The organism is Azospirillum sp. SYSU D00513 (assembly GCF_017356015.1).
In the GTDB taxonomy this organism is placed as follows: Bacteria; Pseudomonadota; Alphaproteobacteria; order Azospirillales; family Azospirillaceae; genus Azospirillum.
The window spans coordinates 86,086-107,203 of record NZ_JAFIQV010000004.1 but is presented as its reverse complement, the minus strand read 5'-3'; the positions used below and the strand labels follow the sequence as shown (position 1 = coordinate 107,203).

The 21,118-nt window shown below is 67.1% G+C and carries 20 protein-coding genes; 6 read left to right on the top strand and 14 right to left on the bottom strand.

Annotated elements, in window-relative coordinates; genetic code table 11:
- Positions 1–60: 60 nt before the first annotated feature.
- The 4 genes from recJ to JUB11_RS04585 all read right to left on the bottom strand — a co-directional run bounded on the left by recJ (position 61) and on the right by JUB11_RS04585 (position 5,536).
- Positions 61–1,854, bottom strand: a complete 1,794-nt coding sequence (recJ, locus tag JUB11_RS04600; RefSeq protein WP_207456556.1) for a single-stranded-DNA-specific exonuclease RecJ — start codon at positions 1,852–1,854, stop codon at positions 61–63.
- Positions 1,855–2,480: 626 nt separating this feature from the next.
- A complete protein-coding gene (locus tag JUB11_RS04595) occupies positions 2,481–3,641 on the bottom strand; it encodes a class I SAM-dependent methyltransferase (RefSeq protein WP_207456554.1) in 1,161 nt (386 codons plus the stop codon).
- Between the two features lie 301 nt (positions 3,642–3,942).
- On the bottom strand, positions 3,943–4,323 hold the full coding sequence (locus JUB11_RS04590) for a response regulator (protein ID WP_207456551.1): 381 nt from the start codon (positions 4,321–4,323) through the stop codon (positions 3,943–3,945).
- A 190-nt stretch (positions 4,324–4,513) separates the two neighbouring features.
- On the bottom strand, positions 4,514–5,536 hold the full coding sequence (locus JUB11_RS04585; RefSeq protein WP_207456549.1) for a DUF4118 domain-containing protein: 1,023 nt from the start codon (positions 5,534–5,536) through the stop codon (positions 4,514–4,516).
- A 240-nt stretch (positions 5,537–5,776) separates the two neighbouring features.
- Here JUB11_RS04585 and JUB11_RS04580 point away from each other — a divergent pair, with 240 nt between their 5' ends.
- The 3 genes from JUB11_RS04580 (at position 5,777) to JUB11_RS04570 (ending at position 8,492) form a co-directional block, all read left to right on the top strand.
- Complete coding sequence (locus JUB11_RS04580) at positions 5,777–6,073, top strand: hypothetical protein (RefSeq protein ID WP_207456547.1); 297 nt, start codon at positions 5,777–5,779, stop codon at positions 6,071–6,073.
- A 301-nt stretch (positions 6,074–6,374) separates the two neighbouring features.
- Positions 6,375–7,433, top strand: a complete 1,059-nt coding sequence (locus tag JUB11_RS04575; RefSeq protein WP_207456860.1) for a PLP-dependent cysteine synthase family protein — start codon at positions 6,375–6,377, stop codon at positions 7,431–7,433.
- 390 nt (positions 7,434–7,823) lie between these two features.
- Entirely contained in the window at positions 7,824–8,492 is a 669-nt protein-coding gene (locus tag JUB11_RS04570) for a response regulator transcription factor (protein ID WP_207456545.1), read from the top strand.
- A gap of 39 nt (positions 8,493–8,531) precedes the next feature.
- Here the strand turns inward: JUB11_RS04570 and JUB11_RS33115 are convergent, their stop codons facing one another.
- Entirely contained in the window at positions 8,532–8,660 is a 129-nt protein-coding gene (locus JUB11_RS33115) for a hypothetical protein (RefSeq protein ID WP_282188999.1), read from the bottom strand.
- A gap of 473 nt (positions 8,661–9,133) precedes the next feature.
- Between JUB11_RS33115 and JUB11_RS04565 the strand changes: the two genes are divergently transcribed.
- Together JUB11_RS04565 and JUB11_RS04560 are read left to right on the top strand one after the other, a co-directional pair.
- The gene (locus tag JUB11_RS04565) at positions 9,134–9,643 is read left to right on the top strand and encodes a helix-turn-helix transcriptional regulator (RefSeq protein ID WP_247886840.1); all 510 of its coding nucleotides are present in this window, start codon (positions 9,134–9,136) and stop codon (positions 9,641–9,643) included.
- On the top strand, positions 9,640–11,004 hold the full coding sequence (locus JUB11_RS04560; protein ID WP_207456544.1) for a type II toxin-antitoxin system HipA family toxin: 1,365 nt from the start codon (positions 9,640–9,642) through the stop codon (positions 11,002–11,004). Before JUB11_RS04565 ends, JUB11_RS04560 begins: the two co-directional genes overlap by 4 nt.
- Before the next feature lie 64 nt (positions 11,005–11,068).
- On the opposite strand, the gene JUB11_RS04555 is transcribed toward JUB11_RS04560, so the two are convergent.
- The 6 genes from JUB11_RS04555 to JUB11_RS04530 form a co-directional block, all read right to left on the bottom strand.
- Complete coding sequence (locus JUB11_RS04555) at positions 11,069–11,497, bottom strand: PIN domain-containing protein (RefSeq protein ID WP_348771353.1); 429 nt, start codon at positions 11,495–11,497, stop codon at positions 11,069–11,071.
- A complete protein-coding gene (locus JUB11_RS04550; RefSeq protein ID WP_207456543.1) occupies positions 11,494–11,847 on the bottom strand; it encodes a hypothetical protein in 354 nt (117 codons plus the stop codon). The genes JUB11_RS04555 and JUB11_RS04550 overlap by 4 nt, the downstream gene beginning before the upstream one ends.
- Positions 11,848–12,023: 176 nt before the next feature.
- On the bottom strand, positions 12,024–12,983 hold the full coding sequence (glpX, locus tag JUB11_RS04545; RefSeq protein WP_207456854.1) for a class II fructose-bisphosphatase: 960 nt from the start codon (positions 12,981–12,983) through the stop codon (positions 12,024–12,026).
- A gap of 84 nt (positions 12,984–13,067) precedes the next feature.
- Positions 13,068–14,393, bottom strand: a complete 1,326-nt coding sequence (locus tag JUB11_RS04540; protein WP_207456542.1) for a homoserine dehydrogenase — start codon at positions 14,391–14,393, stop codon at positions 13,068–13,070.
- A complete protein-coding gene (locus JUB11_RS04535) occupies positions 14,390–15,682 on the bottom strand; it encodes an LL-diaminopimelate aminotransferase (RefSeq protein WP_207456541.1) in 1,293 nt (430 codons plus the stop codon). The genes JUB11_RS04540 and JUB11_RS04535 overlap by 4 nt, the downstream gene beginning before the upstream one ends.
- A 175-nt stretch (positions 15,683–15,857) precedes the next feature.
- Complete coding sequence (locus JUB11_RS04530) at positions 15,858–16,247, bottom strand: hypothetical protein (RefSeq protein WP_207456538.1); 390 nt, start codon at positions 16,245–16,247, stop codon at positions 15,858–15,860.
- Positions 16,248–16,779: 532 nt separating this feature from the next.
- Between JUB11_RS04530 and phaC the strand changes: the two genes are divergently transcribed.
- A complete protein-coding gene (gene phaC, locus JUB11_RS04525; RefSeq protein ID WP_207456851.1) occupies positions 16,780–18,531 on the top strand; it encodes a class I poly(R)-hydroxyalkanoic acid synthase in 1,752 nt (583 codons plus the stop codon).
- Positions 18,532–18,701: 170 nt separating this feature from the next.
- Here the strand turns inward: phaC and JUB11_RS04520 are convergent, their stop codons facing one another.
- From JUB11_RS04520 to argC, 3 genes are all read right to left on the bottom strand, one after another.
- Positions 18,702–19,286 (bottom strand): OmpA family protein, encoded by a 585-nt coding sequence (locus JUB11_RS04520; RefSeq protein ID WP_207456536.1) that lies wholly within the window; start codon positions 19,284–19,286, stop codon positions 18,702–18,704.
- Between the two features lie 199 nt (positions 19,287–19,485).
- Complete coding sequence (locus JUB11_RS04515; RefSeq protein WP_207456534.1) at positions 19,486–20,004, bottom strand: gamma carbonic anhydrase family protein; 519 nt, start codon at positions 20,002–20,004, stop codon at positions 19,486–19,488.
- Positions 20,005–20,033: 29 nt separating this feature from the next.
- Positions 20,034–21,086: an N-acetyl-gamma-glutamyl-phosphate reductase gene (argC, locus tag JUB11_RS04510; RefSeq protein WP_207456532.1), complete on the bottom strand. Its 1,053-nt coding sequence runs from the start codon at positions 21,084–21,086 to the stop codon at positions 20,034–20,036.
- Positions 21,087–21,118 lie beyond the last annotated feature (32 nt).

The following is a 21,118-nucleotide window of genomic DNA, read 5'->3' as shown; positions in this document are numbered from 1 at the left end:
AGGGTGACGGAGCGGGGCGGCGGCTTCAACCGTAAATCAGTGGGTGTAAAGCGGCGGCCCCTACTGCGCCGGGGCCGCGTCGTCGATCAGGAGTTGGATGCTCTCCGTCCCATTCCAGCGGTTGACCCGCAGCACGCCGGCGAGGTGGAAGGGGGAGCCGCGCCCGTGCAGCAGCCCCTTGCCCAGCTCGTTGTCGAGCGCCCGGAAGGCGATGGCGTTCAGCCGGGCGCCGTCGCTGCCCTGGAGGATGCAGCGGACATGCTTCTCCCCCACCACGTCGGCGCGCAGCACGCGGGCGTCGGCCAGCGCGAAGCGCGGCTCGGCGTTGCCGGTGCCGTAGGGGCCGAGCTTGTCGAGCGTGTCCACCAGCCGGGCGTTGGCGGCCCCGACCGACAGAGCCCCGTCCAGCTCCAGCGTCGGCACCAGCGGGGCGGCGGCGACCTCCTCGGCGATGCGGCCGGTGAGGAATTCGCGGAGCGCCTCCAGCTTGTCCTCCGCCACGGTGAAGCCCGCCGCCATGCGGTGGCCGCCGCCGGCGATCAGCAGCCCCTCCTGCCGGGCGGCGATCACGGCCGCGCCTAGGTCCACGCCGCGCACCGAGCGCCCCGACGCCTTGCCGACCAGCGTGCCGTCCGGCCCCGGCACCATGGCGATGACGCAGGCCGGGCGGCTGTAGCGCTCCTTCAGCCGGGCGGCGACGATGCCGATGACGCCGGGGTGCCAGCCATGGCCGACGGCGTAGACCAGCTCCGCCCGCTCGCCGGCATGGGAATCGATGCCGGCCAGCGCCTCCTCCAGCACGGCGGCCTCGACGGTGCGGCGCTCGGCGTTGTGGGCCTCCAGCTTCTGGGCCAGCTCCATCGCCTCGATGGGATCGTCGGTGGAGAGCAGCCGAGCGCCGAGGTCCGACGCGCCGACGCGCCCGCCGGCGTTGACGCGCGGCCCCAGCACATAGCCGGCCTGGTAGGCGTCGGGCCGGTCCTTCGCCCCGGCGACGTCGGCCAGCGCGGTCAGGCCGGGGTTGGCGCGGCGCGCCATGACCTTCAGCCCCTGTGAGACCAGCGCCCGGTTCAGCCCGACCAGCGGCACCACGTCGCACACCGTGCCGAGCGCCACGAGGTCGAGCCATTCCATGAGGTTCGGCTCCGCCCGGTCCTTGTAGAATCCGGCGGCGCGCAGCAGGCGGTTGACCGCCACCACCGCCAGGAAGGTCACCCCCGCCGCGCAGAGGGTGCGGTAGGCGCCGTCCTCGTCCAACCGGTTCGGGTTGACCAGCGCCACGGCCGGTGGCAGGCGCGGCTCCGCCGCGTGGTGGTCGAGCACGACGACGTCGAGCCCGGCGCCCGCCGCCGCCTCAAGCGCGGCGAAGGCGGAGATGCCGCAATCCACCGTCACCACCAGCCGCACGCCCTCGGCCTTCAGCCGCAGCAGCGCCGGCCCGTTCGGGCCGTAGCCCTCGGCGATGCGGTCGGGGATGTAGATGCGCACGTCGGCGCCGACCGCCCGGAAGAAACGCCGCATCAGCGCCGAGGAGGTCGCCCCGTCCACGTCATAGTCGCCGAAGACGGCGACCGGCTCCCCGTCCATGACCGCGCGGGCGATGCGCTCGGCCGCCCGGTCCATGTCCTTGAAGCGGGAGGGGTCGGGCAGCAGCGACTTCAGGGTGGGATTGAGGAAGCCGTCGCAGCTCTCCTCCGTCACGCCACGGGCCGCGAGCACCCGCCCGACGATCTCCGGCAGCCCCCGCCCCTGCGTCAGCGCCCAGGCCAGCCGCTCGTCGCAGGCCCGCGCCTGCCAGCGCTTGCCGGAGAGGGATCGGGCGACGTTGAGGAAGGGAGGAGGTGCGTCGGTCATGCTGCCCAGGGTGCCACGGGAAAGGGCGAACCCATAGCAGATCGGGACGAAGGGCGGCTAGGGGACCCGACGTGACAAGCCCCCCAGGCAGCGCCATGCGCCGGGCGCATGGCTTGCGTTGTGCAGCGTTGGACGAATTGTGCTGGAAACGCCTGCCGCACAATGGGCCGGAAGAGGCGAATTGCTTTTAAAATGAGGAGCTTAGGGCCTGTTAGCGTTTGATCCCGCAGTGCTGATTTTCTCCACGTCCGGTACGCTAACGCTTTACGGGATCAATCCCACGACCGTATCGGATACTTGGTTCGTGACGCTTTGAGGGAACAATAAAAGCGGGCGTCGCCGCATGGACATGAAGCCTGAATGTTGTTTTGGCGCATGTTCACCTGGGGAAGCCGGGCGCTGTGGTGTGGAAAGATGCAGCGGGGCATCAAAACATGCGACAGCGCCCATCCCGTACGCCAATTATCAATCCAAGTGGATGCCCGTCTAGCGGAAAAAAGGCAAAGCCTTGGCCATAAGCTTGGCCTCATGAATCAACCTGAGTGTGCAAACCGGGAACTTTTATCGAGACTTGAATGCCAGCCGGGCTATCGGGCGCCCCGCGCGTAGGATCCGGCCCAAATGCATCATTTCACCTGAAGCCAGAACGATCCGCCGCGATCACCGAAACGGTCGGCAACAGTCGGGTGCTGCCCTTCGCCGAAGGGCAAGAGATCGGCGACGAAAGCGCCGGGCCATAGGATTCGATACCGCGTTTGGCCTGCCAGGAGCATTGAAGCCAATAAATATTGCTCGTTGTACAGGCGCCCTGTCCAATCCGGAGGATAGTCAAATGGCAGGAATATGTCGTGAATATGGATGATAACTCCGGACGCGAGGTTCGGCATCACATCCATAAAGAACACGGTCACGTCACTGTTCTGGAAGGAGCGATGTGAGCCGTCAAAAAAGACGATGTCCTCCGCTGCCAGGGCAGAGAAGTGATCGATATCAGAATCCTCAAGCCGACACCTGACCACCCGATCGCAAAGAGCATCAATTTCGGCCCGCGGTTCAGGATCAATTGACTCGAGATATGTGCCTGTTGCAAAGCGCCCGATACTCCACCGGGCGAAACGCGTCGACATGCCGGATCCGATTTCAAGCAATCGGCGTGGTTTGTGACGTGCAATCATCGCGCACAACATGGCGGCGTCGAAAGGCGGAAACCAGGGGTTGTTCCACCATGGCCGTTGCGGCTGCTCGGGATCAGCGTCCTTGGGCAGTTCCGCCAAGGTCGCGGCAAGCCTCAGAAGCGACGAAAAATATTCTTGATAGTTGTCTGCTTCATCGGCCAACAACTCGGCAAGTCGGCCATGCCGGGGCTGTCCATGGCCATAGCGGACTTTCGGGCGGGGCCTATAGTCCAGGAACACGCATTCATCCCGACGATGAAAGTTGCTCAGAACATCCAGATTGCTGCATGCATAGCTGTGCCCGGGTTCGAGCGCGAGCGCACGCTCAAGCACTTCGCCCGATGCTTTCAGGTCATTGAGCACCCTCAAGGTCGTTCCCATTTGCGCCCATGCGTCCGCGAAGGCAGGGGTGGCAATGACGGCTTGGCGGAACGCGTTCAGGGCTCTAGCCGGACGACCCAACGCTCTCTGAACCACTCCCCAGCCGGTCAAGGCCGCCGGATCGCCGGCCTGAACATCAAGGCAACGTTGGAAGCAAAGCTCAGCCTCTTCCAACCGCCCGCCCACGGCGAGCGCGGCGTATCCTTGCTCCAGCAAATCCTCTGCATTCATGAATACAAATCCGGCCACAATGATGTTGCAATTAGGGGAATTTTCACACAACAAATCGGAGCAATGAATATATCATACAATTGCTGCTATCGGCAGTCGAGGACGACCTTCCAGAGCGTTGTAAAAATTGTCCTCGCAGGATTGGATCGTGGCCGCACTCCGGACTGAACGAGACCGAGGCGCTTTCATCCGGTCCAGCAACTTGCCGCTTGCGCCGGCGATGCGTTCAAGAGCAGGCCCCAGCCACTCGAGAAATGATGCCTACCATGCTCTCGGCACGCAACATGCCGCAAGACCTCCCTCAATCCGCGCTCTCCGGCAGGGCGCCCGGCAGCAGGGTTTGCAGGACGTGGCCGAGCTTGCCCAGCGGAAAGGGCTTGCGCAGGACGGCGAGGCGGCCGGCTTCTTCGCGGGGGATGTTCTCGCTGTAGCCGGTCATCACGACAACCGGAAGGTCGGGGCGGCGCTGGCGCACGTGGCGGATCAGTTCGCGGCCGTCCATCACCGGCATGCGCATGTCCGTCAGCAGAATGTCCACGGGTTCCCGCTCCTCGGCCTCCAGGGCCTGCTTGCCGTTGTGGGCCACGGTGACGCGGTAGCCCTGGTTCTGGAGGAGGTCGGCCAGGGCGAGGGCGACGAGGTCTTCGTCTTCCGCGATGAGGATGTGAGGCGAGGCGTTCATGCGGCTACCGGACGGAAGGGCTTTTCGGGGATCGTACGACGGCGGGCCCGTTCCGGATCCGCGTCAATCTGCAACAAGCTGCGACGGATTGAATCGAACCTTTTCACCGGGCGCGCGCCCGTGGGCAGCATGGCCGGGCGTTGGTTTCGAGTCAATTCTTTCCCGGCCGTTCCGGACGCTCCCCTCCCCTTCAGGACGCCCGCACCGGCCCGCCGCTTTTCGGGGCGGGGAAACGGAGGACCGCGTCCACCCCTCCGCCCGGGCGCGGTCGGACGGCGAGCGTGCCGTGGAGCTGCTGGGCGAGCTGCTGGGTGATCTGGCGCCCCAGCCCCGTTCCCTTGGGCTGGTCGGAGGTGATGCCGGCCCCGTCGTCGCTGACCGTCAGCACGTAATCCTCCCCTTCCCGCGCGAAGGTCAGATCGACCCGGCCGGCCTGGTTGCCGGGAAAGGCGTATTTGACGGCGTTGGTGACGAGTTCGTTCGCGATGGTGCCGACGGCGATGGCGGCCCCCATGTCCAGCTCGACGTCCTCGGCGCTGGCGCCGAGCGCGATCGGCCGCACGCCCACCATGCCGAGCTGGAGATCCTGGACGAGGCTTTCCAGGAACTCCCTGGCGTTGACGAGACTCATGCTCTCCACCCGGCGCAGCCGGCCATAGACCCGCGCCAGGACGCCGATGCGCTCCACGGTCCCGCTCAGGATGGACTGCATCCGCTCGGGCCGGTCGGCGGCGAGGCTCAGCTGGATGGAGATCAGCTGAAGGTCGTTGCGGATGCGGTGATGGACCTCGCTCAGCATCAGGTCCTTCTCACGGTCCGAGGCGGCGACCTTATCCAGCGCCTGCTGCAACTTGTTGAGCGTCTTGCGCAGGGCCTCGGTGACTGCGGCGATGCCGAAGCCCAGGGCCATGTAGATCATGAAGGCGAGCTGCTCCCCCTGGTTCGCGATCCAAAGCGAGCCGCGCGGCTCGATGAACAGCCAAGCCGTCAGCAGGCCGGACAGGATCACCGCGAGGAAGCCCGAGGCGCGGTCGAACAGCAGCGACACGAGAAAGATGCCGGGTATGTAGAGAAGGAAGGGATAACCCTTCAAGACCGGTTCCAGGCTGTAGCGCAGAAGCGTCGCGGCCCCCGTCACCGCCAGCGTGATGCCATAACGGACCCAGGTCGAACGCGGGGTCTGCGGAAGCAGTTGAAACAGCAGGTTCTCCATGCCCCTTCCCTAGCTTTGTTTTCCCGTTCCCTTGCCTGGATGGCGCCGTCCTGTCGAGGGGACAACAGGGGAAAGCCGCATGGGGCACGGCGGGGCGCCACCGGAGCGACAGGGTCTGCGGTTGTACGCTCCGCAATGTCCCGGGCATAAGACGCATCGCCAGGCTGGCCCGCCTCACCCGGCTTGTCGTAAGGTAAGCTTCGCTTACATTGGTAAGCATCGCTTGCATTCGGCGGTTCCATGAAGACGAAGAGCATCGACAATCTCGTGACGGGAACGGTGAATGCGCCTTGGAAGCGCTCGTTGAGCGCTCCGGTGCTCGCCGCCATGATCACGGATGTGGATGTCGAGGAGTGGCTTCCTCATCTGGCGACCTTCTTCACCGAAGTCCGTCCGCACCTCGTCTTGGGATTTGCGCAGAATCACGCCATCCCGAGCGACGCGCTCCTGAAAAGCTATTCCAGGGTCAAGGCCCTGACCGGCGAAGCCAATGGCGTGCTGGAGGGTGAACTTGCAAAACTGGCAAAAGCTGCTTGAGCGTGCCATTCGCGCAATTGATGCCATGGCCGAGAACGGCTCCGAGCTACGGTGGTGGTCATTCGGAGGCGGGACGGCGCTTGATCAATAGAGATCCCGGCAATGCATCCCTGAAAGCGACCTTGCTCCGTCCATGATGCTCTGTTGCCAACTGGAGCTTATCCGGCCGCATCCGATCTCTCCCGCAAGGCGCTCGCCGAAAAGCCTCCCATAACCGCATGGATTTGTGTGAAATTGCCCGCCTCGACGATGGCGGACGGAATGGGATGCGGTGGTGGCGGATTCACGGGCCTGGACCAACATGGCGCTTCAGAGGATCGAGGCGGATTTCCACCGGTCGGCGGACACGCACCTGTTCCGGCTGGACGGGGTCGCGGCGCTGCCGGGCATCGATCTCTATCTGAAGGACGAATCCACCCATCCCACGGGAAGCCTGAAGCACCGGCTGGCGCGGTCGCTGTTCCTGTTCGCGATCTGCAACGGCTGGATCCGCGAGGGGACGACGGTGATCGAGGCCTCCTCGGGCTCCACCGCCGTGTCGGAGGCCTATTTCGCCCGGATGCTGAACCTCCCCTTCATCGCGGTGATGCCCCGCCGCACCTCGCCTGAAAAGGTCGCGGCCATCCGCTTTTATGGCGGGGACTGCCATTTCGTGGAGGACCCGGCGGCGCTCTACACCGTGTCGGAGGCGCTCGCCCGCGAGCGGAACGGCCATTTCATGGACCAGTTCACCTATGCGGAACGGGCGACGGACTGGCGGGGCAACAACAACATCGCGGAATCCATCTACCGCCAGATGGAGCGCGAACGCTTCCCCATCCCCCGATGGGTGGTGATGGGCGCCGGCACCGGCGGCACCTCGGCCACCATCGGGCGCTACGTGCGCTACAAGCAGGTGGACACCCGGCTGTGCGTCGTGGACGTCGCCAATTCCGTCTTCTACGACAGCTACCGCCAGGGGCGCCGGGACATCACCATCGGGGTCGGGTCGCGGATCGAGGGCATCGGCCGGCCGCGCTGCGAGCCGTCCTTCGTGCCCGGCGTGGTGGACCGGATGGAGAGGGTGCCGGACGCGGCCTCCATCGGTGCCATGCGCGTGCTGGCGGAACGGCTAGGCCGCAAGCCGGGCGGCTCGACGGGCACCAACTTCTACGGTGTGTGCCGCCTGGCCGCGGAAATGGCCGGACGCGGGGAGACGGGATCCATCGTCACGCTGCTGTGCGATCCGGGCGAGCGCTACCTCCACACCTATTACGATGACGGATGGCTGGCGGAGAACGGGTTGGACATCGCCCCCTACGTGGAACAGGTCGCGCGCTTCCTCGACAGCGGGCGCTGGGTCGAGCCGGCGGGAGCCTGAGACCGGAACGGCGATGGGATTCTAAACCGCTGCGTGCATTCAACGCATCGGTTGAGCAAAAGGAAGTCCAGTTCAGCCAACTCCACTCGCGATGCCCAAGTATTGTCACGGAACAAAAGTGGCAGTCCCTGAGGGGTCTATTTCGAATACAGCCGAGTCATAGGACCAAGGCAGGACGACCAGGCGCGGCTGCCGGAAAATTAGAACTAATTCCTCTAAAAACGTTACCTATGGCTGGTATGGCGGCCATCAACTTCCAAGTAAGGTTCGCGCCAGTCGAAGTGGTCCCGAAGCACCGGCGGCGACGCCGGAGCGCACCACCTTCGGAGCGAATTGAGCCAAGGCACCACGGAATGGCGCCGGCCGAACCAGACAGTTGGAGAGAAGAGCATGAAGCCCGCGACCGTGTTTCTGATCGATTCGAACCGGCTCTTCCGTGAGGGGCTGAAGCGCCTCTTCGAGGGGACGGCTTTCACGGTGATCGGAGAAGCCGGCACGTTGGACGAAGCCACCTCGGCGCTGGCCGCATCGGGCAAGCAGCCGGAACTCGTCCTCATGGACGTGGCGTCCGTGGCCGAGCAGGAGATCGCCCTTCTGCGTTCCGTGGCGCCGCAGGCCCGTGCGGTGGTGCTGAGCAACGAGTTGTGCACCCAGCGCCTGTCGGGCGCCCTGCGCGCGGGCGTCCATGGCTATCTGGTCAAGGACATCGCCTGCGAGGCGCTGCTCCAGTCGTTGCAGCTCGTGCTGCTGGGCGAGAAGGTTTTCCCGACCAACCTCGCGGAACTGCTGCTGTCGGGCGTCGGGCGCGGTGACCTTCAGCCGGAGCCGAGCGGCCGCAAGGGCCTGTCGCAGCGCGAGATGCAGATCCTGCAGACGCTGGTGAAGGGCAGCTCGAACAAGATGATCGCCAACCACCTCGGCATCACCGAGGCGACGGTGAAGGTCCACCTGAAGAGCCTGCTGCGCAAGATCAACGCGTCCAACCGCACCCAGGCCGCCATCTGGGCCATGAACAACGGCATCGGCGACGAGGTCGCGGGTGTGGCGGCGACCGTCTGACCATAGCGGCGAAGGACCTTTCACGCGGCGGCGCCCGGATCACAATGCCTGGTGGAGCGCCATGACGGCGCCGGCCGACACGGCTCCGACGATCCCGACGGCGGATGCCCGCTCGTACGGGTTCCAGGACCGCCAGTCGCGTTTGAAGGAATTCAGCAGGGTACGCATGGCGACTCTCCTCTTCGGATGAGGGATCGGACGTCCTCAAAGAGGCCTGCCGGGAAACCGGCGGGCCTCTTGGCGTTCGGGCTTGGCTCCCTTCCTGGGTTTGGGGGATGCCGATGCCGCGCTCTGGGCTTTCATGAGGAAAGAAATAGAGATTTCTTCTGGAGGGATAAACGCTCTACCATGAAGATATTTGTTGCATCAGTTGCGACAATTTGACCGGGCGGAGCATGCGCTCATGGAAGCGGCCCGATTCAAGAAATGACCGCTTGGTAAGTTTTGCATCACTATCGGGCTGACTCTGCCATATAATGATCGGTCGGTCAGTTGTTGGAATGCTAGCCACCTGAGCCCTCAATCATATTCATGGCTTTGAATGCCGAATCCAGCCAAAAACTGATTGAGCGCGCACGCTCAATGGTTTAAAAGAAATGAGCGTTCGATCAGCGACATGCTCATCCGGCGCTTTCCAGGGGATGAACTTACCGGTCGCGCAGCTGGAGGCGATGATGAGCCGAGGCTTTCTGAAGGACAGCCGGGATTTCGGGCAATATGTCCGCAGGCGGCGCAAGGAGGCCGGACTCCGCCAGACCGACCTCGCCGAAGCCGCGGGGGTCAGCTACCGCTATGTGCTCGAACTGGAAGCGGGGAAGGAAACCGCGCAGATCGGCAAGGCGCTGCGCATCCTGGACGTGCTGGGCACGCGCCTGATCGCGGAGCCCGGCGACGCGGACAGGCGGGCCGGCGAAAGCGGCGCGCGCGCGGAAGCCGTGGCGGGCGGGGCTGCCGGCGAGGAAGAGCCGGCGGCCGGCACGGTCCTGCGCGGGATGAGCGAGCCGGCCGGCGCGCCTTTCGAGGGCTTCCCGACCGGAGGCGCGCTTCCCAAGGATACCTCCAAGGCCGGGCACCGGCCCCTTCCGGCGCGGCGGGCGGGCGCCGCACCCGCCAGGGACGATGACGACGACCTCGAGGTGGAGGCCGAATGACCGCCCGCCTGGACATCACCTATGACGGCCATGCCGTCGGCGTGATCGAGCGGCACGGCCCCGGCCGGGAAGCCATTTCCTTCGCCTACAGCCCGGCGTGGCTGTCGCGTCCGGGGGCCTTCCCGATCTCGACGCGGATGCCGCTCCGCGCAGAGGCGTTCGGTTCGGCCGCCACCTACATCTGGTTCCTGAACCTTCTGCCGGAAGGCAACGACCTGCCCCTCGTGGGCCGGCATCTCGGCGTGTCGCACGTCGACGTCTTCGGTCTGCTGGAAAGGCTGGGCGCCGACGTCGCGGGAGCCCTGTCCATCCACCCGCCCGGCCCCGCCGCCGAACAGCGCGCGCGCTACAAGCGGCTGGACGAGGCCGATCTGGTGGAGGTCATCCGGCGGCTGGAGGAACGGCCGCTCCTGGCCGGCGACGACGGCATCCAGATGTCGCTCGCGGGTGCTCAGAGCAAGGTGGGGGTCGCCAAGGCGGCCGGTGGCGGGCTGGCGCTGCCGCTTGGCGGCGCGCCGAGCACCTTCATCCTCAAGCCAGCCATCAGGCGCTTCTACGGCAGCACCGAGAACGAGCATTTCTGCCTGTCGCTCGCTCGCGAGATCGGGCTGGACGCCGCGCGCTCGGAACTGGGGATCGCCGGGGACGAACCGTTCCTCCTGGTCCGGCGTTACGACCGGGCGCGGCAGGAAGGGGGCATCGCCCGCCTTCACCAGGAGGATTTCTGCCAGGCCTGCGAAAGGCCCCCCTACGCCAAGTACGAGAAGGACAAGGGCTATGGCAGGGGTCCTGGCATCGCGGACCTTTTCGCGGTCCTCGACCGCGTCTCGACGGACAAGGCGCGCGACCGGCTGGCGCTACGGGATGCGATTATCTTCAACGTGCTGATCGACAATGTCGACGCGCACGCGAAGAACTATTCCCTTCTGATCGGGCCGGGCAACGCCGTCCGCCTGGCGCCGCTCTACGACCTGATGTGCGGCGCGGTCTGCGACGGGGTGACGCGCAATCTCGCGATGACGGTCGCCGGGAGCAACCGCGGGGACCACATCTACGGCCGGCACTGGGACCGGCTCGCCACGGCGGTCGGCTTCGCCCCGCTCAGCCTGCGCAAGCGCGTGGCCGCCCTGGCCGGCCTCCTGCCCGCCGCCGCCGAGGCGCTGGCCGCCCGCATCCTGCGGGAGGAGGCGGGGCGTTTCCCGGTCGCGCCGGAGATCCTCGATCAGATCACGGGCGTCATCAAGGCCCGTTGCTCCCGCGTCCTCATCAACCTGCGCCGCGAGCCGCCGCCGAGCCTGGAGGAGGACGAGGAGATGCTGCTGTCCCGGAGGGGTACGCCGCAATCGGACCTGACGGTGTGAGGGCGGAGGGCCGATTGCCTGGGAGGGTCAAGCACGCTGCAAAGAATTCCTTGCGCTCAGCCTTTCAAGAAGCTTTCGCCAGCACGGCAGCAAGCAGCGGATGCACCGGGTCGATAAACGGGTTGGCAATCGTCACACCCCGCCATGAAAAGCCGTCCTGCATGTCCTCCGACAGAAGAAGACCACATCCCGCCTCGGCGGACGCCGCCAGGATGATCGCATCCCAAACCTGAAAGCCATGGCGTTCTATAAGATCCATGGCGCCTGTCAGAACGGCGTCGGTGGTGTCCTGTACATGATAGACAAGCCGCCATGACCCGACCGCGTCACAGGGCTCCCGCCTTTGCCATTTCCCCTTTGCCAGAAGAGCCCGCAAAACTTCCCCCATCACCTGGACAGGGATGGTCGTCTCGGATTCGGGCAGTGCGGAAATGATCTCAAGAGCCCGAACCTGCCGCTCGGCATCGTTCAACCCTTCCGCATAAAGGATCACGTTGCTGTCGAGCGCGACCCTCGATGGCGGTCCTCGTACAGATCCTCGCGCTTCCAGTCTATGCCGCGTGCAGGCTGACCGCGCAGACGTTCGAGAAGAGCTTGCTTCGGAGTTGAGGCACTTTGAGCCCGCGCCTCCTCGTAAGCCGTTTCAGGCTCATGGCCGGCCTCCAGGGCCACTGTCGCCCCGGCGGCGATCACATCACGCTCCAATTCGGGAGACAGGGCGCCGGTCATGAGGACATGACGCCGCTCCGAAGCCAGGAACACGGGCACACGGCCAACCGACACCAACGCCTTTACCCGCTGGAACTGTCCGGCATCCTTCGCTTTGATGACATAGCGTGCCATGGGCGTGCATTCCTGGTTCGCAGCATCATCGCACCACTCAAACGCTTCTGCAAACTTCGGCGTTCCCCAAAGAAAAAGGGCGCGCGGCCGGAATCGAGCGCCCTTGATCGGTGTCCAGGGGCCGTCCGGTCCCTGGCGGGGGTGGAGGGGGCGGAGCCCCCTCCCCTCCGGCCTGCTTACTTTTCCAGGCCCGGCTTGCGGGTCAGGTTGTGGTGGGCTTCGACGTAGCGGACCGTGCCCGACTTGGAGCGCATGACGACGGAGTGGGTGACGGCCCCGCCGGGGATGCGGCGCACGCCCTTCAGCATGGCGCCGTCGGTCACGCCGGTGGCGGCGAACATGACGTTGCCGCTGGCGAGCTCCAGCATGCTGTACTTCTTGTTCAGGTCGGTGACGCCCCAGCGGGCGGCGCGGGCCTTCTCGTCGTCGTTGCGGAACAGCAGGCGGCCCTGGAACTGGCCGCCGATGCAGCGCAGGGCGGCGGCGGCGAGGACGCCTTCCGGCGCGCCGCCGGAGCCCACATACATGTCCACGGCGGCGCCGATCTGGCTGGTGGCGATGACGCCCGACACGTCGCCGTCGGAGATCAGCATGATGCGGGCGCCGGCCTCGCGGACCCGGGCGATCAGCTCGCTGTGGCGCGGGCGGTCGAGGATGCAGACCAGCAGCTCCTCGACGTCGGTGCCCTTGGCCTTGGCGAGGTTCTTGAGGTTGGTGGCCGGGCTCTCGTCCAGGTCCACCACGCCATCCGGCAGGCCGCCGCCGACGGCGATCTTGTCCATGTAGACGTCGGGGGCGTTCAGGAAGCCGCCCTCCTCGGCCATGGCGATGACGGCCAGAGAGTTCGGGCCGCCCTTGGCGGTGATGGTGGTGCCTTCGAGAGGGTCGAGGGCAATGTCCACCTTCGGACCGCCGGCGCCGACCTTCTCGCCGATGTAGAGCATCGGCGCCTCGTCGCGCTCGCCCTCGCCGATCACGACGGTGCCGTCGATCGACAGGGTGTTCAGCGCCTTGCGCATGGCGTCCACGGCGGCCTGGTCGGCGAGCTTCTCGTCGCCGCGGCCCATCAGCAGCGACGCGGACAGCGCGGCGGCCTCGGTGACGCGCACGGCTTCGAGCGCCAGGTTCCGGTCCATGCCCGGAAGGTCCATGTTGTTGGCCATCGTTACACCCCCAAGTTTATGATCGGCCCGATTCTGCGATCGGCGATTATGGATTGATCAAAACTGCTCGATGCGGATCATGCGCGGCGGTTCCACGACCGTGCCCTGACGGGCGATGGTCTCCAGCGCCTTGCGCATCGACGCCTCGGTCGTGTCGTGGGTGGTGAGGACCACCGGCACGGCTTCTCCCGGGGCGCGTCCGCGCTGAAGGAACTGTTCCATGGAAACGTTCTGGTCGCGCATGGCCGCGGCTATGTCCGCTATCACGCCGGGGCGGTCCAGCACCATCAGGCGTACGTAGTACGACCCTTGCCGGGACTCCATGGGCGAGGGCTGGGCCTCGGCCAGACGGCCGGCCGGGACTCCGAAGGTCGGGGTAGACCGGCCACGCGCCACGTCCACCAGATCGGCGACGACGGCCGAGGCCGTCGGGCCGGCGCCGGCGCCGCGGCCGACGAACAGGACCTGCCCGACGAAGTCGCCCTGGGCCACGACGGCGTTGAAGACGCCGTCCACGGCGGCGATGGGGGCCGCCTTGGGAACCATGCAGGGATGGACCCGCTGCTCCACACCCTGTTCGGTGCGGCGCGCGATGCCCAGCAGCTTGATCCGGTAGCCGAGCGCGTCGGCGTAGTCGAAGTCGAGCGCCGAGACGTGGCGGATGCCCTCGACATGGACGTTCTTGAAATCGACCGGGCAGCCGAAGGCGACGGAGGTCAGGATGGCCAGCTTGTGGGCGGCGTCCACCCCGTCGATGTCGAAGCTGGGGTCGGCCTCGGCGTAACCCAGCTCCTGCGCCTCGGCCAGCACGTCCGCGAATTCGCGGCCGGTGGTGCGCATCTCGGTCAGGATGTAGTTGCAGGTGCCGTTGAGGATGCCGTGCACCTCCGACACGCGGTTGCCAGCCAGACCCTCGCGCAGACCCTTGATGATGGGGATGCCGCCGGCCACCGCCGCCTCGAAGGCGAGGGTCAGGCCCTTGGCCTCGGCCTTGCGGGCCAGATCGGTGCCGTGATGGGCGAGCAGCGCCTTGTTGGCGGTGACGACGTGCTTGCCGGCCTCCAGCGCGGTTTCCACCACGTTGCGGGCGGAGCCCTCGGAGCCGCCGATCAGCTCGACCACCAGCTCGGCCTCGGGATCGGCGGCGAGCGCCACGGGGTCGTCGTACCAGCGCAGGCCGGACAGGTCCACGCCGCGGTCCTTGCCGCGCGAGCGGGCGCTGACGGCGACCACCTCGATGCGGCGGCCGCAACGCTGTTCGATGACGTCGGCCTGTTCGGCCAGCAGCTTCAGGGTGCCGGCGCCGACGGTGCCCAGTCCGGCGACGGCGATCTTGAGCGGGGCGGTCTTCTGGTTGGAAGTATTCTGGTTGGACGACGTCACGACACTTGTACCTTATCCGGGCCGCTCTTGGCGGAGTCGAGAAGGGCCTTGCGGGCCTCCGGGTCCTTGCCGGCGGCGACGCCGGCGGCGTTGGAGCGGAAGAATTCCTTGATGCAGCGGGTGGCCTGCCGGATGCGGTGGACGTTCTCCACCAGCGCCAGGCGGACGTGGCCGTCGCCGTACTCGCCGAAGCCGACGCCCGGCGCCACGGCGACCTTGGCCTCCTGGAGCAGCAGCTTGGAGAATTCCAGCGAGCCGAGATGGGCGAACTGCGGGGGGATCGGCGCCCAGGCGAACATGGAGGCGGCCGGGCTCGGCACCTCCCACCCGGCGGCGGCCAGCCCCTCAATCATCACGTCGCGGCGCTGCTTGTACATGGCGCGGACCTGGTCGATGCAGTCCTGCGGCCCGTTCAGCGCGGCGGTCGCCGCCACCTGGATGGGCGTGAAGGCGCCATAGTCCAGGTAGGACTTGATGCGGGCGAGCGAGCTGATCAGCTTCTTGTTGCCGGTGGCGAAGCCGATGCGCCAGCCGGCCATCGAGAAGGTCTTCGACATGGAGGTGAACTCGACCGCCACCTCGCGCGCCTCGGGGATCTCGAGGATGGAGGGCGGCGGGTTGCCGTCGAAGAAGATCTCGGCGTAGGCGAGGTCCGACAGGATGTAGATGCCGTGCTTGCGGCAGAACTCCACGATCGGGCGGTAGAAGTCGAGCCCCACCACCTCGGCCGTCGGGTTCGACGGGTAGTTCAGCACCAGCGCCAGCGGCTTGGGCACGCTGTGGCGCACGGCGCGCTCCAGCATGACCATGAAGCTGTCGATGTCGGTCGAGGTGCCGTTCGCCATGCCCACCGGCAGGTGGCGCACCGAGGCGCCGGCCAGGATGAAGCCGAAGGGATGGATCGGGTAGCTCGGGTTCGGCACCAGGATGATGTCGCCCGGGCTGGTGATGGCCTGGGCGAGGTTGGCCAGGCCCTCCTTCGAGCCGATGGTGACGATCGTCTCGGTCTCGGGATCGACGTCCACGTTGAAGCGGCGCTTGTAATAGGCCGCGTGCGCCTTGCGCAGGCCGGGGATGCCGCGCGAGTTCGAATAGCGGTGCGTCTTCGGGTCGCGGACCGCTTCCACCAGCTTGTCGATGATGTGCTGCGGGGTCGGCTGGTCCGGGTTGCCCATGCCGAGGTCGATGATGTCCTCGCCGGCGGCGCGGGCTCGCGCCTTCATGGCGTTCACTTCGGCGAAGACGTAGGGCGGAAGACGCTTGATGCGGTGAAATTCTGAATCGCTCATGGGCACTCCGGAGCCAGACCGGCCGCGCCGCACATCCAAAGCCGGGCGGACCGGGACCCCTTATCTACCGCCCTGGAGGGTCGGATGCGAGGCAAATTTCTTAGTCAGCGGCGTCAATTATCGGCCATTCGTTACCCACGGGGCCCAGCCGCGATCAGATCCGGAGCCGGACGGATCAGGGCGCGCCGGGCCTGAGGTTGGGTGGCGGCGGCACCTCGAGCGGGGCGGGCACGCCCTCGATGCCCGCGGCGCGCTGGAGGCCCTGGGCATCGGCGCGGTCGCGCGCCAGGCTTTCCATGTCCTGCCGGCGCTGGCGCGGGGTCGAGAAGTCGGTCGGCCGGGGGGGCACGGTGGCGAGGTTCGGGAACTCCGCCTCGCCACCGCCCATGCGGCGGACGGGCGAGGGGCCGTCGCCCGGCGTCGCTTCCCCGGTCATGGCGCCGATCAGCCCATGGTCGAGCACGCGGTCGCTGCAGCCGCCCAGCAGCGACGCCGCCAGCAGAAGCCCGGCGACGCCGGCCGCCCCGCACCGGATTGCCTCTCGCCGGATCGTCCCATGCCGCATCGCCATCTCCCGAAACCTCGCGCTTTTGCTGCCCGCCCGCCTTGAAGATCCGGGCGGAACATGAAATCTTCAACGGATGGGTGTATGACACTCCGCAGGGGTGCCGGGGGACGATCTGACCTTGGGCGGAACCTTCCCGGCACCGGTCGGACCTGTATAAACCCGAGCGCCGCCGCCAAGAAGCGCAAACTCGCGCGTGACCGAAGGAACCGCCGCCATGGCCGAGAAGAGAGCCGACCGCACGGCCGGCAGGAGAGCCGCCCCTCAACCGAACAATGCCGGACAGAGCGGGGCCGGGCAGAGTGGCGCCGAGCAGAGTGGCGCCGGGCCTGCCGCCGCCCCGGCGAGCCCGTCCGCCGCCGCCCCGTCCATGGACCGTTCCTCGGACCGCCCCTCCACCGGGACCAGGCCGGCGGGCGTGGAGCCGGGCGGCCCCAAGGCGGAAGGTTCCAAGGCAGGCGGCCCCAACGCGGCAAGCAACGGATCCTCGGCGCCCCAGGTCCCGGAGGTGACGCTGCCCGACCCGGTCGAGATGTCGCGCGCCATGGCGCGGATCGCCGAGCAGAGCCAGCGGCTGGTGACGGAGTTCCTGTCGCGCCAGAACCCGGACGGCCTCGGCAAGGTCAACCCGGACCCGCTGGGGCTCGGCCAGGCCTTCGTGGAGATGACCACGCGCATGATGGCCGACCCGGCCAAGCTGGTGCAGGCCCAGGTCGATCTCTGGCAGGATTACCTGACCCTGTGGCAGCGCACGACGCAGCGCTTCATGGGCCAGACGCCGGAGCCGGTGATCGCCCCGGCAAAGGACGACCGGCGCTTCAAGGACGCGGCCTGGAACGAGGCGGCGCTGTTCGACTTCATCAAGCAGTCCTACCTGCTGAGCGCGCGCTGGCTGCAGGGGCGTGTCCACGACGTGGAGGGGATGGACCCCCACACGGCAAGGAAGCTGGAGTTCTACACCCGGCAGTATGTGGACGCGATGGCGCCCTCCAACTTCGTCATGACGAACCCGGAGGTGCTGCGCGCGACGCTGGAAAGCGGCGGCGAGAACCTCGTGAAGGGGCTGGAGCATCTGCTCGCCGACCTGGAGCGCGGCAAGGGCGAGCTGCGCATCTCCATGACCGACCAGGATGCCTTCCAGATCGGCCGGAACATCGCGGTCACGCCGGGCAAGGTGGTTTTCCAGACCTCGCTGATGCAGCTGATCCAGTACACGCCGACGACGGCGGAGGTGAAGAAGCGGCCGCTGATGATCGTGCCGCCCTGGATCAACAAGTACTACATCCTCGACCTGCGCGAGAAGAACAGCTTCATCAAGTGGGCGGTGGACCAGGGCCACACGGTCTTCGTCCTGTCCTGGGTGAACCCGGACCACACGCTGGCCGACAAGAGCTTCGAGGACTACATGGCGCTGGGGCCGCTGGCGGCGCTGGAGGCGATCAAGGCCGCCACCGGCGAGGAGGAGGTCAACGCCATCGGCTACTGCCTGGGCGGCACGCTGCTGGCCTCCACGCTCGCCTACATGGCGGCCAAGGGGGACGACCGGATCAAGTCCGCGACCTTCTTCACCACCATGCTGGACTTCGCCGAGGCAGGCGAGCTGTCGGTCTTCATCGACGAGGAGCAGCTCACCGCGCTGGAGAACCAGATGGCCGTGCAGGGCTATCTGGACGGGTCGAAGATGGCGACGGCCTTCAACATGCTGCGCGCGAACGACCTGATCTGGTCCTTCGTGGTGAACAACTACCTGCTGGGCAAGGACCCCTTCCCCTTCGACCTGCTGTACTGGAACGGCGACAGCACGCGGATGCCCGCCGCGATGCACAGCTTCTACCTGCGCAACATGTACCAGAAGAACCTGCTGGTGCAGCCGGGCGGGATCCAGCTGGGCGGGGTGCCGATCGACCTGCGCCGGGTGGAGACGCCGTCCTTCTTCCTGTCCACGCGCGAGGACCACATCGCGCCCTGGAAGAGCAGCTACGCCGGCACGCAGCTCTTCTCCGGCCCGGTGCGCTTCGTGCTGGCCGCGTCGGGGCACATCGCGGGCGTGGTGAACCCGCCGGCGGCGGGGAAGTACTCGCACTGGAGCAGCGAGGCGCTGCCCGCGGCGCCGGACGACTGGCTGGCCGGGGCCGAGCAGCGGCCGGGCTCCTGGTGGCCGGAATGGAACGCGTGGGTCTCGCAGTACGCCGATGGCACCGTGCCGGCCCGAGACCCCGCCCAGGGCGGCCTGCCGCCGATCGAGGACGCGCCGGGTTCCTACGTGAAGGCGCGGACGGTCTGACGGCGGGGGGCTTCCGGTTGCGGTCCGCCGCGACCGGGGGCGGCCCCGCCGGAAACCGGCCGGAAAGGCGCACCAAGAAAAAGGCCCCGGGGAAAACCCCGGGGCCTTTTCCGTTCGCGGCGGAGCGCCGCCCGGCCCTTGCGGACCGGGAAGCGTTCCGATGCGGTTCCTTACGAACCGGCGCCGGTGCGCGGCAGGATCTGCGCGCGACGGTTGGACGGCTCGCGGACGTTCGGGCCGGTCTGGACGAGCAGCTGGGTCTCGCCACGGCCTTCGGTCGTGATGTTGGAGGCCGGGACGCCACGGGCGGCCAGGGCCTGCTTCACGGCCTCGGCGCGACGGTTCGACAGGCGCTGGTTGTAGGCCGGCGAACCCGAGGTGTCGGTGTGGCCGATCACGTGGATGCGGGCGGCGTTGCCGGCACCGATGGCGGCGACCGCGTCACCGATGACGCGCTCGGCGGCCGGGGTGATGTTCGACTTGTCCCAGTCGAAGAACACCAGATATTCGGTCTGGACCGGCGCGGTGGTCGCCGGAGCCGGAGCCGCGGCGGTCGCCGGGCACTTGAAGCTGCCCTGGTGGATGGCGTAGCCGCCGCTCGCGGTGCGGACCGGAACGTTGTTCCAGCCGATCACCGGGTTGCACCACTCACCGGTGGTGGCGGTCTGAGCCTGGGCCGGCGCGGCGCCGATCATCATGCCCGCAACGAGGGCGGCCGGCACCAGGGCCAGGCCCGAACGGAAAAGCTTGTTCATGTTATTTGCACTCCTTCGAGAACATTCCCAACCACTATGCTTGCGCCAGCGACCCGTCGCATGAAGTGTCAGCCCGCGCGCACTTAGCGTGCCAGCAACTCGCGAAACATATGGTGAGGACACAGGTTCCGGCACCCCTTCTCTTGGTCCTAACCACCGACTCTCGGCCAGTGTTGCATGACTGCATCATAGGGTGGAATCAGCGTCCGCCGTGGATTCGCGCCAGTTCCACGTAGCCGGCGGCCAGTTTGAGGAAGGATTCGCGGTCCTCCTCGGTCACCTCGCGGACCATCCGCGCCGGGCTCCCGGCCCAGAGCTGGCCCGCCTTGACCCGCTTTCCGGGGGTCACGAGAGCCCCGGCGCCGATGATCGCCCCCGACTCGACGAGCACGCCGTCCATGACGCAGGCCTTCATGCCGATGAAGCAGCCGCTCTCCAGCGTGCAGGCATGCAGAAGCGCCATGTGGCCGACGGTCACGTCGTCGCCGATGTAGGTCCCCTGCCCCCTGGAGGAGACGTGGACGACGCTGCCGTCCTGTATGTTGCTGCGCGCGCCGATGCGCACCTCGTTCACGTCGCCGCGGACGGTGCAGCCGAACCAGATGCTGGATTCCGGCCCGACCGCCACGTCGCCGACCACGGCGGCGGTCGGCGCCACGTAGGCGGTCGGGTCGATCAGCGGAAACCGGTCCCGGAAGGGCAGGATCACTCCGGACATGGTCGTCTCCCCAGGGGTGATCGCGTCCCTTACGGGAACAGCGGCGCCTGTTCCAGGCCGGCGGTCTCGTCCAGGCCGAACATGACGTTCATGTTCTGGATGGCCTGGCCGGAAGCGCCCTTCACGAGGTTGTCGATGACGGACACCAGAATGGCGCCGCGCGGGGCGCGGTCCGGCACCACGCCGATCAAGGCGTGGTTGGAGGCGCGGACATGGCGGGTGGCGGGCACCACGCCAGCCGGCGTGACGCCGACGAAGGGCTCGGACTCATAGCGGCGCGCGAGCGCGGCGCGCAGGTCGTCGGCGGTGACGCCCTCCGCCATGCGGACGTAGATCGTCGCCAGCATGCCGCGGTTCATCGGCACGAGATGGGGCGTGAAGGAGATGGTGACCGGCTGGCCGGCGGCCAGCCGCAGCTCCTGCTCGATCTCCGGCATGTGGCGGTGGTGGCCGACGCCGTAGGCGTGGAAGCCCTCCGACACCTCGGTGAAGAGGTTGGCCTGCTTGGCGTCGCGCCCGGCGCCCGACACGCCCGACTTGGCGTCGACCACGATCCGGTCCGATTCGATCAGCCCGTCCAGCAGAAGCGGCAGCAGCGGCAGAAGCGTGGCGGTCGGGTAGCAGCCGGGGTTGGCGACCAAGCGCGCGGCGCGCACGCCCTGGCGGTTGAACTCGGTCAGGCCGTAGGCGACCTCCTTCTGGAGGTCCAGCGCACGGTGCTCATGCCCGTACCAGGTGGCGTATTCGGCCGGGTCGGCGAGGCGGAAGTCGGCGGAGAGATCGACGACCTTCAGGGTCTTGGGCAGGCCGGCGACGACCTCCTGGGTGGTGCCGTGCGGCAACGCGCAGAAGACCATGTCCAGCCCGTCCCAGGCCACCTGCTCGATCTTCACCAGATCGGGCAGACCGTAGCGCCCCAGATGCGGGAACACCTCCGCCATCGGCTTGCCGGCCTGCCGTTCGGCGGTCAGGGCGTCGATCCGCACCTTCGGGTGGCGCAGCAGCATGCGCACCAGTTCGGCGCCCGTGTAGCCGGACGCGCCGAGGATGCCGACGCGGATCGGGGCGGTGGAAGTGTCCATGGACGAGGATCCCTCTCGATGTTGGATTGATC

Bases quoted from the DNA above. Each gene is read 5' to 3' on its own strand.
- JUB11_RS04595 (WP_207456554.1), bottom strand. From the start codon at position 3,641: ATGAATGCAGAGGATTTGCTGGAGCAAGGATACGCCGCGCTCGCCGTG.
- JUB11_RS04570 (WP_207456545.1), top strand. From the start codon at position 7,824: ATGAAGCCCGCGACCGTGTTTCTGATCGATTCGAACCGGCTCTTCCGT.
- JUB11_RS04550 (WP_207456543.1), bottom strand. From the start codon at position 11,847: ATGGCACGCTATGTCATCAAAGCGAAGGATGCCGGACAGTTCCAGCGG.
- JUB11_RS04565 (WP_247886840.1), top strand. From the start codon at position 9,134: ATGAACTTACCGGTCGCGCAGCTGGAGGCGATGATGAGCCGAGGCTTT.
- phaC (WP_207456851.1), top strand. From the start codon at position 16,780: ATGTCGCGCGCCATGGCGCGGATCGCCGAGCAGAGCCAGCGGCTGGTG.
- JUB11_RS33115 (WP_282188999.1), bottom strand. From the start codon at position 8,660: ATGCGTACCCTGCTGAATTCCTTCAAACGCGACTGGCGGTCCTGGAAC.
- JUB11_RS04520 (WP_207456536.1), bottom strand. From the start codon at position 19,286: ATGAACAAGCTTTTCCGTTCGGGCCTGGCCCTGGTGCCGGCCGCCCTC.
- JUB11_RS04535 (WP_207456541.1), bottom strand. From the start codon at position 15,682: ATGAGCGATTCAGAATTTCACCGCATCAAGCGTCTTCCGCCCTACGTC.
- argC (WP_207456532.1), bottom strand. From the start codon at position 21,086: ATGGACACTTCCACCGCCCCGATCCGCGTCGGCATCCTCGGCGCGTCC.
- JUB11_RS04530 (WP_207456538.1), bottom strand. From the start codon at position 16,247: ATGCGGCATGGGACGATCCGGCGAGAGGCAATCCGGTGCGGGGCGGCC.
- JUB11_RS04575 (WP_207456860.1), top strand. From the start codon at position 6,375: ATGGCGCTTCAGAGGATCGAGGCGGATTTCCACCGGTCGGCGGACACG.
- JUB11_RS04580 (WP_207456547.1), top strand. From the start codon at position 5,777: ATGAAGACGAAGAGCATCGACAATCTCGTGACGGGAACGGTGAATGCG.
- JUB11_RS04585 (WP_207456549.1), bottom strand. From the start codon at position 5,536: ATGGAGAACCTGCTGTTTCAACTGCTTCCGCAGACCCCGCGTTCGACC.
- JUB11_RS04515 (WP_207456534.1), bottom strand. From the start codon at position 20,004: ATGTCCGGAGTGATCCTGCCCTTCCGGGACCGGTTTCCGCTGATCGAC.
- glpX (WP_207456854.1), bottom strand. From the start codon at position 12,983: ATGGACCGGAACCTGGCGCTCGAAGCCGTGCGCGTCACCGAGGCCGCC.
- JUB11_RS04560 (WP_207456544.1), top strand. From the start codon at position 9,640: ATGACCGCCCGCCTGGACATCACCTATGACGGCCATGCCGTCGGCGTG.
- JUB11_RS04590 (WP_207456551.1), bottom strand. From the start codon at position 4,323: ATGAACGCCTCGCCTCACATCCTCATCGCGGAAGACGAAGACCTCGTC.
- recJ (WP_207456556.1), bottom strand. From the start codon at position 1,854: ATGACCGACGCACCTCCTCCCTTCCTCAACGTCGCCCGATCCCTCTCC.